Origin of the sequence: Pseudorhodoplanes sp., from assembly GCF_035565795.1 — a bacterium.
GTDB lineage: Bacteria > Pseudomonadota > Alphaproteobacteria > Rhizobiales > Xanthobacteraceae > Pseudorhodoplanes.
Window position 1 is genome coordinate 1 of the sequence record NZ_DATMRV010000003.1, and the last position, 14,336, is coordinate 14,336.

General features: G+C 63.5%; 16 protein-coding genes. 6 read left to right on the plus strand and 10 right to left on the minus strand.

All coding sequences use genetic code 11. The annotated features are described in order from the left end of the window. Positions 1 to 26 precede the first annotated feature (26 nt). Entirely contained in the window at positions 27 to 566 is a 540-nt protein-coding gene (gene infC, locus VNZ93_RS00140) for a translation initiation factor IF-3 (RefSeq protein WP_325698391.1), read from the minus strand. Positions 567 to 754: 188 nt separating this feature from the next. After that, complete coding sequence (locus tag VNZ93_RS00145) at positions 755 to 1,993, minus strand: glycosyltransferase family 4 protein (RefSeq protein WP_325698315.1); 1,239 nt, start codon at positions 1,991 to 1,993, stop codon at positions 755 to 757. A gap of 232 nt (positions 1,994 to 2,225) precedes the next feature. Here VNZ93_RS00145 and VNZ93_RS00150 point away from each other — a divergent pair, with 232 nt between their 5' ends. Continuing rightward, complete coding sequence (locus tag VNZ93_RS00150) at positions 2,226 to 3,011, plus strand: alpha/beta hydrolase (RefSeq protein ID WP_325698317.1); 786 nt, start codon at positions 2,226 to 2,228, stop codon at positions 3,009 to 3,011. Positions 3,012 to 3,079: 68 nt separating this feature from the next. Next, positions 3,080 to 3,853, plus strand: coding sequence for an enoyl-CoA hydratase (locus VNZ93_RS00155; RefSeq protein ID WP_325698320.1), 774 nt, complete (start codon positions 3,080 to 3,082; stop codon positions 3,851 to 3,853). Positions 3,854 to 3,944: 91 nt separating this feature from the next. Here the strand turns inward: VNZ93_RS00155 and VNZ93_RS00160 are convergent, their stop codons facing one another. Further along, positions 3,945 to 5,360 (minus strand): serine protease, encoded by a 1,416-nt coding sequence (locus VNZ93_RS00160; protein WP_325698394.1) that lies wholly within the window; start codon positions 5,358 to 5,360, stop codon positions 3,945 to 3,947. A gap of 127 nt (positions 5,361 to 5,487) precedes the next feature. On the opposite strand from VNZ93_RS00160, the gene VNZ93_RS00165 reads away from it, so the two are divergent. Then, entirely contained in the window at positions 5,488 to 6,294 is an 807-nt protein-coding gene (locus VNZ93_RS00165) for a molybdopterin-synthase adenylyltransferase MoeB (protein WP_325698323.1), read from the plus strand. An 18-nt stretch (positions 6,295 to 6,312) separates the two neighbouring features. Here the strand turns inward: VNZ93_RS00165 and VNZ93_RS00170 are convergent, their stop codons facing one another. Both VNZ93_RS00170 and VNZ93_RS00175 read right to left on the minus strand, forming a co-directional pair. Then, complete coding sequence (locus tag VNZ93_RS00170; protein WP_325698326.1) at positions 6,313 to 6,690, minus strand: hypothetical protein; 378 nt, start codon at positions 6,688 to 6,690, stop codon at positions 6,313 to 6,315. A 115-nt stretch (positions 6,691 to 6,805) separates the two neighbouring features. Beyond that, positions 6,806 to 7,807 carry a D-glycerate dehydrogenase gene (locus tag VNZ93_RS00175; protein WP_325698329.1) on the minus strand — a complete coding sequence of 334 codons (1,002 nt, stop codon included), beginning with the start codon at positions 7,805 to 7,807 and terminating at the stop codon, positions 6,806 to 6,808. A gap of 128 nt (positions 7,808 to 7,935) precedes the next feature. On the opposite strand from VNZ93_RS00175, the gene VNZ93_RS00180 reads away from it, so the two are divergent. Further along, positions 7,936 to 8,472 (plus strand): SH3 domain-containing protein, encoded by a 537-nt coding sequence (locus VNZ93_RS00180; RefSeq protein WP_325698332.1) that lies wholly within the window; start codon positions 7,936 to 7,938, stop codon positions 8,470 to 8,472. A gap of 36 nt (positions 8,473 to 8,508) precedes the next feature. Here VNZ93_RS00180 and hisF read toward each other — a convergent pair whose 3' ends face one another. The 5 genes from hisF to hisB all read right to left on the minus strand — a co-directional run bounded on the left by hisF (position 8,509) and on the right by hisB (position 12,092). Further along, positions 8,509 to 9,288 carry an imidazole glycerol phosphate synthase subunit HisF gene (gene hisF / locus VNZ93_RS00185; protein WP_325698335.1) on the minus strand — a complete coding sequence of 260 codons (780 nt, stop codon included), beginning with the start codon at positions 9,286 to 9,288 and terminating at the stop codon, positions 8,509 to 8,511. Beyond that, on the minus strand, positions 9,285 to 10,022 hold the full coding sequence (hisA, locus tag VNZ93_RS00190) for a 1-(5-phosphoribosyl)-5-[(5-phosphoribosylamino)methylideneamino]imidazole-4-carboxamide isomerase (protein ID WP_325698338.1): 738 nt from the start codon (positions 10,020 to 10,022) through the stop codon (positions 9,285 to 9,287). Before hisA ends, hisF begins: the two co-directional genes overlap by 4 nt. A gap of 163 nt (positions 10,023 to 10,185) precedes the next feature. Next, a complete protein-coding gene (gene hisH, locus VNZ93_RS00195) occupies positions 10,186 to 10,836 on the minus strand; it encodes an imidazole glycerol phosphate synthase subunit HisH (RefSeq protein WP_325698341.1) in 651 nt (216 codons plus the stop codon). Continuing rightward, positions 10,833 to 11,351, minus strand: coding sequence for a DUF2628 domain-containing protein (locus tag VNZ93_RS00200; RefSeq protein ID WP_325698344.1), 519 nt, complete (start codon positions 11,349 to 11,351; stop codon positions 10,833 to 10,835). The genes hisH and VNZ93_RS00200 overlap by 4 nt, the downstream gene beginning before the upstream one ends. Before the next feature lie 147 nt (positions 11,352 to 11,498). Beyond that, on the minus strand, positions 11,499 to 12,092 hold the full coding sequence (gene hisB / locus VNZ93_RS00205; RefSeq protein ID WP_325698347.1) for an imidazoleglycerol-phosphate dehydratase HisB: 594 nt from the start codon (positions 12,090 to 12,092) through the stop codon (positions 11,499 to 11,501). Between the two features lie 130 nt (positions 12,093 to 12,222). Between hisB and hslV the strand changes: the two genes are divergently transcribed. Next, entirely contained in the window at positions 12,223 to 12,777 is a 555-nt protein-coding gene (gene hslV / locus VNZ93_RS00210; protein WP_325698349.1) for an ATP-dependent protease subunit HslV, read from the plus strand. 212 nt (positions 12,778 to 12,989) lie between these two features. Continuing rightward, entirely contained in the window at positions 12,990 to 14,297 is a 1,308-nt protein-coding gene (hslU, locus tag VNZ93_RS00215) for an ATP-dependent protease ATPase subunit HslU (protein WP_325698352.1), read from the plus strand. The last annotated feature ends 39 nt before the right edge of the window (positions 14,298 to 14,336 follow it).

Here is a 14,336-nt window from a genome sequence, read left to right on the forward strand (position 1 = left end):
GGGCAAGGGAGGGAACTGACGCCGCATCAACGCGGCGCCAGGATCATGATCATCTGCCGGCCTTCGAAGCGGGCATCCATTTCGACCTTGGCGAGGGGAGCGAGATCCTCCTTCACGCGGTCGAGAAGCTTGGTGCCGAGCTCCTGGTGAGCCATTTCGCGGCCGCGGAAACGCAGCGTTACCTTGACCTTGTCGCCTTCCTCGAAGAACCGCTTCATTGAGCGCATCTTCACGTCGTAGTCGTGGTCGTCGATCATCGGTCGGAATTTGATTTCCTTGACCTCGACCACCTTCTGTTTCTTGCGCGCTTCGGCAGCCTTCTTCTGCGCCTGGAACTTGTACTTGCCATAGTCCAGGATCTTGCAGACGGGCGGCGACGCGTTGGGGGAAATCTCGACGAGATCGAGCCCTGCCTCAGATGCTTTGGCGAGTGCGTCCTGGATAGGGACCGTGCCGAGATTGGTACCGGCCTGGTCGATGAGCTGGACCTCGCGGAGGCGAATCTCTTCGTTGACGCGCGGACCGTCCTTCTGAACGGGAGGCGCGGCTTTCATGGGACGACGAATGGATGATCTCCGTAGCTGTTGCGGTAAAATCGCGGAGGGCGCCGCGCATTCAAGGCAATTGCCAAAAAGGCTTTGCCAAGCCGTCGCCCGATCCGACGGGGTGAAGATCGGGACAAAACGGGTTCAAGTCAACGGCACAACCCGCCGGAAATCGCCGATTCCCGCAGAATTGAGCCAATCCCGAAGGATCAGATCGAATTTTTTCCGCGGATCAGCCCGGCGTAAAGCCGGAGCGTCAGGTCGCTCACGGCCGGCTGATTGAAGTGGTCGATGACCCAGTGGCGGCCGCGAAGCCCCATTGCCGTTTGTTGCGCGGCCGGCATCGAAAACAGGCGGATCAAGGCCGCGGCGAGTGCACCAGCGTCGCCGGCCGAGAAGCGAAGGCCGGTCATCCGGTCCTCCGGAACTATCGGCGGCGCCAGCACCGCATCGGGACCCGCACCGAGATCGGAGGCCACGACCGGACGCTCCATGGCCTGCGCCTCGAGAATCGTCCGCTGCAGGCCCTCGGCCTGGATCGCCGCCGATACCACCACCGACGCCGTGGCATAGGCCGCCGGCATGTCGTCAACCGGTCCGATCAAGCGCACGACATCGGTCAGATCGCTTGCGAGCACCTGATCCCACACCTCGCCCGCATAGCGGTTGTTGCCGTTGTCCTCGCCCACGAAGACGAACACGAAATCCTTCAGGCCCATGCCCTTGAGCCGGCGCGCCGCTTCCACGGCGACGTGATGACCCTTTCGCCGTAGCATCCGCCCCACGACGAGAATGACCCTGTCGTTCGCGGTGACGCCGAAAATCCGGCGCATCGCCTCAAGGCGCTCGGTCGACATCAGAGCCGGATTGAACAGCGCGAGATCGACACTCGCCGGCACGACATCGATTCGCGTGGCCGGCACGCGATAGCGTTCGCTGATCATCTCGGCCAGTTGATCGCTCACCGCGATGATGCGATCGCCGCGCGCCATTACGCTGTTATAGAGCCGCTTCAACGCGTTCTGCTCGCGGAACCCCTTGTACCAGCTGGTGACGAACGGCACGCGCGCCAGCTTCGAGGCCACCAGCGCGCTCCACGCCGGAGCGCGTCCATGAACATGAATGATGTCGCATTTTTTGTTGCGTACGATCCGCGAAATCATCGCGGCGTTGCGCGCCATGATGGCCGGGTTCTTGCTCGCAACGTCGGCGCAGATGAATTCGGCACCGGTTGCAGCGATGCGCGGTTCCAGACGACCGCCGCGCGAGAGCACGATAGCCCGATGACCTGCGGCAGTCAGAATTCTCACGAGGTCCACGGCGCCCATCTCGGCCGCGCCGGCCTGCAAGGTCGGCACCACGACCAGAACGGTCAGGGGATGCAGTGGCGTCACGACGCCTCGGTTCTGCGTGGATGGCAGGGCCATCTCATGACCGAAATTATCCATCCTTCGCGCCGCAGAACCCAAATTCACATTCGACCCCTTCCGTTTCGTGCTGCAGCGCGGGTTGCGATTGCACAACAGGCGGATACGCGGACAGAAACGGGCCGATCGGGACCGATCACACGTGACACGTGATAGGCCCTCTCAAGCCGCGAGGCAAACGGGTTGCAGGATATCGTCGCCCGATGCGAGGCTGCATCCCGCTTTGCGGCGAAAAGAAGGATGGAGAACAGGCTTGGCCATCAGTGACGTAGAATTGACCGCGATCGATGTTGGTGAAGGCACCGCGCGTCGATCGATTGCCGTGCGTCGCCGGGAAGGGCGCGGACCCGCGCTGATCTGGCTCGGCGGTTTCAAATCGGACATGAAAGGCACCAAAGCGGAAGCCCTCGATCGCTGGGCTGCAGAGCAAGGCCGCCCCTGTATCCGATTCGATTATTCCGGCCACGGCGAATCAGGCGGCGACTTCGCCGAAGGTACGATCGGCCGCTGGCTCGAGGAAAGCGAGGCGGTGTTTTCGCAATTCTGCAACGGACCGACGATCGCGATCGGTTCGTCCATGGGTGGATGGATATCGCTTCTGCTCGCGCGCGACATTCGCGCGGGTCGCCTCGCAGGCAAGGGTACGCTTGCCGGCCTCGCGCTGATTGCACCGGCCGTGGACTTCACCGAGGTATTGATGTGGCAGCGCATGACGCCCGACATCCGGAAGCAAATCGAAACGACGGGCTCATGGCAGCGTCCCTCCGAATATTCAGACGAGCCGTATCTCATCACCCGCCAGTTGATCGAAGAGGGACGCAATCATCTCCTGCTCGGCGGGCTGATCGAAACCGGCTGTCCGGTCCGCATCCTGCAGGGCGTGCAGGACGAAGACGTGCCCTGGGAACATGCCGTATCGCTGGTATCGCGGATCGCGCGCGACGACGTGGTGCTGACGCTGGTCAAGGACGGCGACCATCGGCTGTCGCGGCCGGAAGACATCGACCGCCTGCTGGCCGCAGTCGCTGAATTCGGTTAGAGCACCGGCGTTGTCAGCCGCTCGGCTAGCGAGCGGAGCCGGGACCAAAAGACATCGGGTGAGACACAATGAGCTACAATACCATTCAGGTTGAGACGCATGGCCGGGTCGGGCTCGTTCGGCTGCACCGCCCGCAGGCCCTGAATGCGCTCAATTCCGAACTTGCGGGCGAACTGAATACGGCGATCAACGCATTCGACGCAGACCCCGCAATCGGCTGCATTGTCATCACCGGATCGGACAAGGCTTTCGCTGCCGGCGCCGACATCAAGGAGATGGCCGGCCAGGATTACATGGACACATTCATGGGCAACTTTGCCGCCGGCTGGGATGCGGCGGCAAAGGCGCGCAAGCCGGTGATTGCCGCGGTCGCAGGCTTCGCGCTCGGCGGCGGATGCGAACTCGCGATGCAATGCGACATGATCATTGCAGCGGACAACGCGAAATTCGGACAGCCCGAGATCAAGCTCGGCGTCATCCCCGGGATCGGCGGCACGCAGCGGCTGACGCGTGCGATCGGCAAGGCCAAGGCGATGGAAATGACCCTGACCGGCCGGATGATGGATGCGGCCGAAGCCGAACGCTCCGGTCTCGTTGCGCGGGTCGTGCCGGTGGCATCGCTCATGGAAGAGACGATGAAGATCGCAACGACCATCGCATCAATGTCGCTGCCGGCGACGATGATGGCGAAGGAAGCGGTCAACCGTTCGTTCGAAACGACACTCGCCGAAGGCGTGCTGTTCGAACGCCGCGTGTTCCATTCGCTGTTCGCGACCGCCGATCAGAAGGAAGGCATGGCCGCGTTCGTCGAGAAGCGGCCGGCCAAGTTCGAACACAAATAGTCGCCCGCGATTCGGCGGCGGCAGGCGCGGTGCGCATCGCGTTGCCCTCTCCCTCAAGGGGAGAGTGCGACATGTCGGGCATCGTTGCCCCTTATTTCCGTACGCAGATCACCCGCACCACCGCATTCTTCGCGGTCTCGACATCGCCACGGCCGACGAGCGGAGCGACGCCCGTGCTGTCCATGAACTTGCGGATCGTCGCGGTCGGCACGAACGAGGTCTGACCCGCGCCCGTTGCGGGACCCGCGACAGCGGCAGACGCTATATCGATCATGCCCGCGAGCCGGCCTTCGCCGTCGATCGCAGCGCCGCCGACAAAGCCGCGCGGCGGCTGCGCATCGAGCAGAACACGCGCGCCGTCAATTCCGCGCAGTCTTCCCGGCGTGGTCGAAACATTGCGCTCGCCGGCCTGCGCATCCGGTTCGGCAATGCCGACCAGCGTCAGCTCGACACTCTTTGGTGGGTCCGCGGAAATCGGCACGGCCCTGAGATTGCGCGCTCCGTTCACGCGGATCAGCGCAAGATCCGACGCTGCGTCCTCCGCAAGCCGGTCGGCGCGGCCGAGACCGGCGACGACGATGCCCTGACAATTCTCCGTCAGCTGACGCTCGGTCACGACATGTCCGGATGAGGACACGACAATCCCCGAGCCGTAATTCACCCGCCGCGACGACGACGCCGTCGCCGGATCGCCGAACGGCAGATACGAACTCGTAATGATGTCGACCAGCGGCAGCATGATCGTTTCCATCGCCTGATCGAACATCACGGTAATGCCGCGCGCTTCGTTGTCTTTCATGTAGACGCGCACATGGAATTTCTTCAGTCCCTGCAGTCCGGACAATGAGAACGCGTTGCTGTTGATCGAACCCTGTTCCACGCGCCGGTTCGACGGGCGCTTCTTCATCTCGTCGAACAGATCCTGCAGCGAAGCGCCGGCCATCTTCTCGCGGAACGTCTCGATCTGGATTTCGCCGCGCGCCGACGACCAGCGGCTGCCGAGGGCACCGATCTCGGTATTGGGCACGAGCTTCGCCGGCACTCCGAGCCGCACGCCCGGCGTCGCCTCGTCTTCCACCAGCCGCCAGCCGTTATACTCCTTGCGCGTGCGCATCGACGCCGCCAGCAATTGCCGTTGCTCGGGCGTCAGGATGCCGGTTTCTTCGGCCTTGTTGCGCCGCTGGAAGGACCGGACGGCCGCAATCGCACGATCGCCGAATTCCGGGTCGACCGAGCCGGTCAGATCGCCGGTCCAGATCAGATCGGACTGGATCGAAATACGTTCTGCGACCGGCAGGACCGCATAGGCCGCACGCTGGGCAGGCGATGCTGCAGCCGGTGCGGGTGCGGCTGGCTTCTCCTTCTCCTTCTTCTCGGCAGGTTTCTTGGACGGTTTTGCCTTGGTCTTGGCGGCCGGCTGGGACGCCGGGGCCGGAGTCTGGGCCTGCGCCAGCGCCTGCGAAGCAAGCGCGAGCGTGACCACCGTAACCCACGCGACCGCACGCATGTCAGCCAAACCCCCAATCCGTCCGGCACACTGGATCCATGATGCGCGCGCAATTAGGAATTGCGCAAGGGCTTGACGGCCAACATGTCTAAGGCCGCAAAATGTGCTTGAAGCGGGAGTGAGGCCGATGCTGAGCCGGGAAGAACTGGAGCGCTACGCCCGTCACATCGTGTTGCGCGATGTCGGCGGACCTGGACAGAACGCGCTCAAGAACGCGCGCGTCCTGGTCATCGGTGCGGGCGGGCTCGGCGCGCCGGTGCTGTTCTATCTGGCCGCGGCCGGGATCGGCACGATCGGGATCGTCGACGACGATCTGGTCTCGCTGTCAAACCTACAGCGTCAGGTGGTCCACACTACCCACGACATCGGCGATGCCAAAGTCGATTCCGCCGCAGCCGCAATCGCACGTCTCAATCCGCATGTCGCTGTCGAACGCCATGCGGTACGGATCGTCGCCGGCAACGCGATCGAACTGATCTCGCAATATGACGTCGTGATCGACGGATCGGATAACTTCGCGACGCGCTATCTCGTGTCGGATGCATGCTTTTTCGCGAAGAAGCCTCTGGTGACGGGAACGCTCGGCACCTTCGACGCCGCACTTACCACGTTGCGCGCGCATGAACACACCGCAGCAGGAGAACCCAATCCGACATTCCGCTGCCTGTTTCCGGAACCACCGCCGCCGGGATCGATTCCGGCCTGTTCCGAGGCCGGCATTCTCGGCGCCCTGCCGGGCATCGCAGGTTCGATGATGGCGCTTGAAGCGATCCGCGAAATTGTCGGCTTCGGTCAGGGGCTGGTCGGCCGCCTGTTGATGATCGACACGCACACGATGCGGTTCGAAACGATCGAGTATGCCTGGGACAGTGGTAATCCGCTGTCCGGCAAATCGCCGACGATCACGGATCTGTCCGTTCACGAAAATCCGTAAGCCGGTTTCGGAGGGATATCACTCCGCCGGCTTGGTCCAGCTCGCGACCGTGACCGCGCCCTTCATGACCGACCATTTGGTATCGTCGCTGGTATTCGGCACCAGGCGATAGCAGGTCGCGGGCGAACCCTGTTTCCACGATGTGCAGAAACCTTCCTTCACGGTTTTCCAGGTGCCGACGGTCTTTTCGGTCGGCTCACCAGCCTTTTTCAGCGGCTCGCGCGTAGCCTTGCCGTCCGGCGTAAACACCATGGTGAAGCGCTGCCGCGTCGTGGACGTCGCGACAAACGGCTTGCCGTTGAAGAAGGAAGACTTGATCTGATCTCCCGTCAGCGCCTGCGCGTTCGCAGGAGCGTACAGGAATGGAAGCAACGCAAGAGAGTACAGAACGCGCATCGGGCCCTCCGGCGCAGGATAGACCTCTACATTTTAGGCCCGGATTTGATCCGGAATAAAGAGACCGGTCGTCACACGGGAACAGCTTGTGCGGCCTTGGTTAAGGCCGCGGCCGTTACAGCATCGACGGCAGCACGCGATCCGGCGGCTTGTGCCCGTCCATGAAGGTCTTGATATTGATGATGACCTTCTCGCCCATATCGACGCGGCCTTCGACCGTAGCCGAACCCATATGCGGCAGCAGCACGACCTTGCCGTCGCGCGCAAGCTTCACGAGCTTGGGGTTGGCGGCGGGCTCGTGCTCGAACACATCGAGGCCTGCGCCGGCGATCTCGCCGGCGGAAATCATGCGGATCAGCGCATTCTCGTCGATCACTTCACCGCGCGCCGTGTTCACCACATAGGCGTCGGGACGCAGCAGCTTCAGCCGGCGCGCCGACAGCAGATGGAAGGTCGCCGGCGTGTGCGGACAATTCACCGACACGATGTCGACGCGTGCGAGCATCTGGTCGAGCGAATCCCAATAGGTCGCGCCGAGGTCTTCCTCGATCTGCGCCGCGACGCGGCGGCGATTGTGATAGTGGATCTGCAAGCCGAAGGCGCGCGCACGGCGCGCCACCGCCTGACCGATCCGGCCCATGCCGATGATGCCGAGCCGCTTGCCCCAGATGCGGTGGCCGAGCATCCAGGTCGGCGACCAGCCGCTCCATTCTTTGTCGCCGGTCAGCACCTCGGCGCCTTCGACCAGCCGGCGCGGCACCGCCAGAATCAGCGCCATGGTCATGTCGGCGGTATCTTCGGTGAGCACGCCCGGCGTGTTGGTCACGGTCACACCGCGCGACAGGGCGGTCGTCACGTCGATATTGTCGACGCCGTTGCCGAAATTCGCGATCAGCTTGAGGTTGGGTCCGGCCTGGCTCAGCACCGCCGAATCGATGCGGTCGGTCACCGTCGGCACCAGCACGTCGGCCGTCTTCGCCGCCTCGGCGAGTTCAGCCTGAGACATCGGATGGTCGTCGAGGTTCAGCCTCGCGTCGAACAATTCGCGCATCCGGGTTTCGACGCGCTCCGGCAGCTTGCGCGTCACGATCACCAAGGGCTTCTTGCGGTTCGACATGGTTGGGTCTGAGCCTTGGACAGAATTCGTTGTCCGGCATTGTGCGGCGCGGTGCCGTTCAGCCCTCCTTAACCGGCCTCACCGACACTGCGCCGTTCGGTACCGGCGTCTTCGTTCCCATGTAGCAGATGACCGCAACAAGACAAACCATCAGCCCGATCGCTCTCGTCGCAATTTTGCTAAGTTCTACCGTGTGTTCGCAGGTGCTCGCCGCTGGCGAAACTGCATCCGGCAGCGCCTCCGGTCTGCCGGTGCCGCGTTATGTGAGCCTGAAATCCGACCGGGTTAACGTGCGAAGCGGCCCGACCAGGGATCACGAGGTCAGCTGGGTTTTCACGCGGTCCGGGCTGCCGGTCGAAATTACCGCCGAGTTCGAGAACTGGCGCCGCATCCGCGACTCCGAGGGGTCCGAGGGCTGGGTCTATCACTCGCTGCTGTCCGGACGCCGGACCGCCGTCGTGACCGCGCGCAACAAGGATCAGCTGGTCGCGGTATCCGACAGCCCCAAGGCCGACGGCGATGTCACGGCACAGCTCCAGCCGGGCGTCGTCGCCCAGGTCAAACGCTGCGACGGCAAATGGTGCAAGGTTAACGGCAACCAGTTCGAGGGCTGGATCCCTCAGGAGCGGCTTTGGGGTGTCTATCCAAACGAGAAGGTGGACTAGCCGAACGCGGCCGGCCGAAACCGCGTTCCGGCGGCTTTACGGATCGAGCCGCATCGGCAGGCCGGCTTTCGCCATGTGTTCCTTGGCCTGCCGGATCGTGAATTCGCCGAAGTGGAAGATCGAGGCTGCCAGCACCGCGGTCGCGTGGCCGTCGCGAATGCCCTCAACCAGATGATCGAGATTGCCGGCGCCGCCGGACGCGATCACCGGCACCGTCACCGCATCGGCAACCGCGCGCGTGAGCGGAATGTTGAAACCGGCCTTGGTGCCGTCGCGGTCCATCGAGGTCAGCAGGATTTCGCCGGCGCCGAGCGCCACGACCTCCTGCGCATACTCCACCGCATCGATGCCGGTCGGCTTGCGGCCGCCATGCGTGAAGATCTCCCAGCGATCGGTCTCGCCCTCGGCCGACACCTTCTTCGCATCGATCGCGACCACGATGCATTGATCGCCGAATTTTTCGGCGGCCTCCCTGACGAATTCTCGCCGATGCACGGCCGCGGTGTTGATCGAAACCTTGTCGGCGCCCGATTGCAGCAGCACGCGAATGTCGTCGACGGTTCGCACACCGCCGCCGACCGTCACCGGCATGAAGCAGGCTTCCGCTGTACGCCGCACCACATCGAGCATGGTGCCGCGGTTTTCGTGGCTAGCGGTGATGTCGAGGAAGGTCAGTTCATCCGCCCCTGCAGCGTCGTAGGCGATGGCAGCTTCCACCGGATCGCCGGCATCGCGCAGATCGACGAAGTTCACGCCTTTGACAACGCGTCCATCCTTCACATCGAGGCAGGGAATGATGCGGACCTTGAAGGTCATGCGGTTTTCGCCGCGCGGATCAGCGCGAGCGCCTCGGCCGGATTGAGCCGCCCGTCATAGATCGCACGTCCCGCAATCGCACCTTCAAGCCTTTTTGCGCGTGGCTCGAGCATCGTCTTCACGTCCTCGATCGACGCGAGCCCCCCCGACGCAATGACGGGAATCGAGATCGCATCGGCGAGCGCAATCGTCGCGTCCCAGTTGATGCCCTTCAGCATGCCGTCGCGGGAGATGTCGGTGTAGATGATCGCACTGACTCCCGCGTCCTCGAAGCGCCTGGCGATGTCGAGCACGGTGAGTTCGGACGCTTCGGCCCAGCCCTGGACCGCGACCTTGCCGTCGCGCGCATCCAGTCCGACCGCGACACGGCCCGGATATGCGGCCGCCGCCTCGCGCACGAGCGTCGGATCGCGCACCGCAGCAGTACCGATGATGACCCGGTTGACGCCCTTGTCGAGCCAGCCTGCGACGGTCGCCATGTCGCGGATGCCACCGCCGAGCTGCACGCGAATATTGGTCGCTTCCAGAATGCGATCGACAGCGCCGCCATTCACCGGCTTGCCGGCAAATGCGCCATCGAGGTCGACGATGTGCAGATATTCGAAGCCGGCAATTTCGAACGCGTAGGCCTGATCGGCGGGGTCGCGGTTGAACACGGTCGCGCGCGCCATGTCGCCCTGTTCGAGGCGAACGGCGAGGCCGTCCTTGAGATCGATGGCGGGAAAGAGGATCACGGCTGCGGGTCCTTACCTCCCCCTGAAAGGGGGAGGTCGGCGAGCATCGCTCGCCGGGTGGGGGTCATTTCCTTGAAGGCTGAGGCCGACCCCCTCCCGACCGCTACGCGATCGACCTCCCCCTTCAGGGTGAGGTTAAGAAGGTGCCGCGTCATCAGCGCGCTCACGGCTTCCATTTCAGGAAATTGGCGATCAGCGCAAGCCCGAGTTTTTGGCTCTTTTCCGGGTGGAATTGCGTACCCACCATGTTGTCACGCCCGACGATAGCCGTGACCGGCCCGCCATACTCGGCCTGCGCGACGAGGTCGGCGCGATCCGCCGGCGTGAGCTGGTAGGAGTGGACGAAATAGGCATGCAGCCCGTCATCGCCGGTCGCAATACCGTCGAGCAGCGGATGCGGTTTCTGAGCCCGCAGCGTATTCCAGCCCATATGCGGGATCTTCAGCGACGGATCGGACGGATGAATGCGGTCGACCTCGCCCGCAATCCAGCCGAGACCCTCGATCACTTCCTTCTCGTGCCCACGCGACGCCATCAATTGCATACCGACGCAGATACCGAAGAACGGCTTGCCGCGTTTGCGTACATTCTCGTTGAGCGCATCGACCATGCCGGGCACGGCATCGAGACCGCGACGGCAATCGGCGAAGGCGCCGACACCGGGCAGCACGATACGGTCCGCGCGCGCGACAGCATCCGGATCGCTGGTGACGACGACCGCGCCATTCAGCGCATGCTCGCGCGCGGCGCGTTCGAAAGCCTTGGCTGCGGAATGAAGATTGCCGGAGCCGTAATCGATGATGGCCGTTGTCATGTCCGCCGCTCGGGCTGCGGGAACGAACCGATCACGTCGGCCGGTTCGTGGCGGGCATAGGTTTGCGGAGCAACCGGTCCGCGCACCACGCTTTCGGACTGCACTGGCGGCTGCGCGGCATTCGGACGCTTGCCCGCCTGCCAGTTGACGAAGAAACGCCGCTCGGCGTCATCCGGATCGTCGGCGACCACAACGCCGACATTGGTCCAGCCGCGGCGGTTCAACGTCCAGCGGCGCAGCGTTGCGCCCTCAATCCCCACCAGAAAGGCGATCGCAAGAAACACCAGCGTCCGCCATCCGCTGCTGACTCCCGCGTAGCCCAGGCCGACATCGAGCAGGAGCGTTCCTGCAACGAACAGCACCGCGACCAGCCACAGCCGATGCCGCAGCATCCAGAGCACCGAGAGCAGGAAACCCCACACGTAGAATCCGTCGCGCACGAACGTGAAGCGCGTCGGGTCCGGCGCGTTCTCGCCCTTGCCGAGCGGCGGCTGATGGACGGTGTATACGGCCATGAGTATTGATCCTTGCAACGGCCTTTGATCCGTCACCCTGAGGTGCCCGCCGGTGGGCGGGCCTCGAAGGGCGACGGCCCGATCATTGCCCGATCATCCTTCGAGGCTCGCTTCGCTCGCACCTCAGGATGACGGAGATAGCGCAAACTAGTTGCCCAGGCTGCCCTTGGTGGACGGGATCTCGTTTGCCGCCTTCGGATCGATCGCGAACGCCGCACGCAGCGCGCGCGCCAGACCCTTGAAGCAGGACTCGGAGATATGGTGATCGTTCGAGCCATACAACGTTTCGACGTGCAACGTGATCCCGGCATTCATGGCGAAAGCCTGGAACCACTCATTCACAAGCTGGGTATCGAAGGTGCCGATCTTGTCCCGGCCGAACGCAACCTTGAAGACCAGGAACGGCCGCCCGGACACGTCGATCGCCACCCGCGTCAGCGCCTCGTCCATCGGCAGATGCACGTCGGCGTACCGGGTGATGCCCTTCATGTCGGCGAGCGCCTGCTTCACGGCCTGGCCGAGCGCGATACCGACATCCTCGGTGGTGTGATGATCGTCGATGTGGAGGTCGCCCTTCGCGCGCACCGTCAGGTCCATGCGCGAATGGCGCGCAAGGAGGTCGAGCATGTGATCGAGGAAACCGATCCCGGTTGAGATATCCGAGCGGCCGGACCCGTCGATCGCGACCTCGACCGCGATGTCGGTTTCCTTGGTTTTGCGCGTGACCTGGCCTTTGCGCATGATGCGAGCGTTCCGGTTGGAAATTTGGGGCCTTTTAACAGGGCTCCCCACATTCTGCCACCGACCGTCCTGCCAATTTGCAAACGCCCCCTCCCGTCCCTAAATCTCCGTTCGCACAGGGTTAATCCGCATGTCCTCGTCTGAAACGTCGCCGGTCTGGCACGGCACTACCATCCTGACTGTCCGCAAGAACGGCATCGTGGCCGTCGGTGGCGACGGCCAGGTCTCGATCGGCCAGACCATTATCAAGGCCAATGCCAGGAAGGTGCGCCGCCTGGGCAAGGGTGACGTGATCGGCGGCTTCGCCGGTGCGACCGCGGACGCCTTCACCCTGTTCGAGCGGCTGGAAACCAAGCTCGAGCAGTATCCGGGTCAGCTCCTGCGCGCTGCGGTCGAGCTGGCCAAGGACTGGCGCACCGACCGCTATCTGCGCCGGCTCGAGGCCATGATGATCGTCGCCGACAGCAATACCTCGCTGGTGCTGACCGGCAACGGCGACGTGCTGGAACCGGAAAACGGCATCGCCGGCATCGGCTCGGGCGGCAATTACGCACTCGCGGCTGCGCGCGCGCTCGCCGACGGCCCGCTCTCGGCCGAAGACATCGTCCGCAAATCGCTCGATATCGCCGCCGACATCTGCGTCTACACCAACCGCAGTGTTACCGTTGAAACGCTCACCGCGTGACCGCACCCGCCACACGGCGGCTCAACACACGCGACTTTTGTCCGCATGCTCCGCGAGAAGGGCCATGCTAATATCGCGATCGATCCCGACCCTGAGAATCGTCGCGCCGTCCGCGCCTGCACGAAAGCAGGTTTCCGTCCAGTGCCTCACCCGGAAGGTCACACCGACGGCGTCCTTATCATGCGTCACCATCCGTCCGTAAACGAGTTAACATGACTGACTTTTCCCCGCGCGAGATCGTCTCCGAACTGGACCGCTACATCATCGGTCAGCATGACGCCAAGCGCGCCGTCGCGATTGCGCTGCGCAATCGCTGGCGGCGGCTGCAGCTTGACGAAAAGCTGCGCGAGGAAGTGCTGCCGAAGAATATCCTGATGATCGGGCCGACCGGTGTCGGCAAGACCGAGATTTCGCGCCGCCTCGCAAAGCTTGCGGGTGCGCCGTTCCTGAAGATCGAAGCAACCAAGTTCACCGAGGTCGGCTATGTTGGCCGCGACGTCGAGCAGATCGTGCGCGATCTCGTCGAGGTTGCCATCGTCCAGACGCGCGAGCGCAAGCGCAAGGATGTGATCGCGCGCGCTGAAGCCGCGGCGGAAGAGCGTGTGGTCAACGCGCTGGTCGGCGAGAATGCGAGCCCGGCCACCAAGGAATCGTTCCGCCGCAAGCTGCGCAACGGCGAAATGAACGACAAGGAAATCGAGATCGAGGTATCGTCCGGCGGCGGCGCCGGCTTGCCGATGTTCGACATTCCCGGCATGCCGGGCGCGCAGATGGGCGCGATCTCGATCGGCGACATCTTTGGCAAGCTCGGCGGCAAACCGAAGACGCGGCGCGTTACGGTCGCCGAGTCGCACGAGATCCTCGTCAATGAGGAAGCCGACAAATTGCTCGACAACGACGCGCTGATCCAGGAAGCGATCCGCGCCGTTGAGAATAACGGCATCGTCTTCCTTGACGAAATCGACAAGATCACAGCGCGCGACGGCCGTGTCGGCGGCGACGTATCGCGTGAGGGCGTGCAGCGCGATCTGCTGCCGCTGATCGAGGGCACCACCGTCTCGACCAAGCATGGCTCGGTGAAGACCGACCATATCCTGTTCATCGCGTCGGGCGCCTTCCATGTATCGAAGCCGTCCGACCTCCTGCCCGAGCTGCAGGGTCGCCTGCCGATCCGGGTCGAGCTGAAAGCGCTCACCCGCGAGGATTTCCGCCGCATCCTGACTGACACCGAAGCATCGCTGATCAAGCAATATGTCGCGCTGATGGGCACCGAAGGCGTCACGCTGAATTTTACCGATACGGCGATCGACGCGATTGCCGATATCGCGGTGTCGGTGAATTCGAGCGTGGAGAATATCGGCGCGCGGCGGCTGCAGACGGTGATGGAGCGGGTGCTTGACGAGATCTCTTTCACGGCCACCGATCGCAGCGGCGAATCGCTGACGATCGATGGCGATTACGTGCAGAAGCACGTCGGCGATCTGGCGAAGAATGCCGATCTGAGCCGGTTCATTCTCTGACGCAACGTTAGGCGTCCATAGCCGGGATTGAGCATCGCG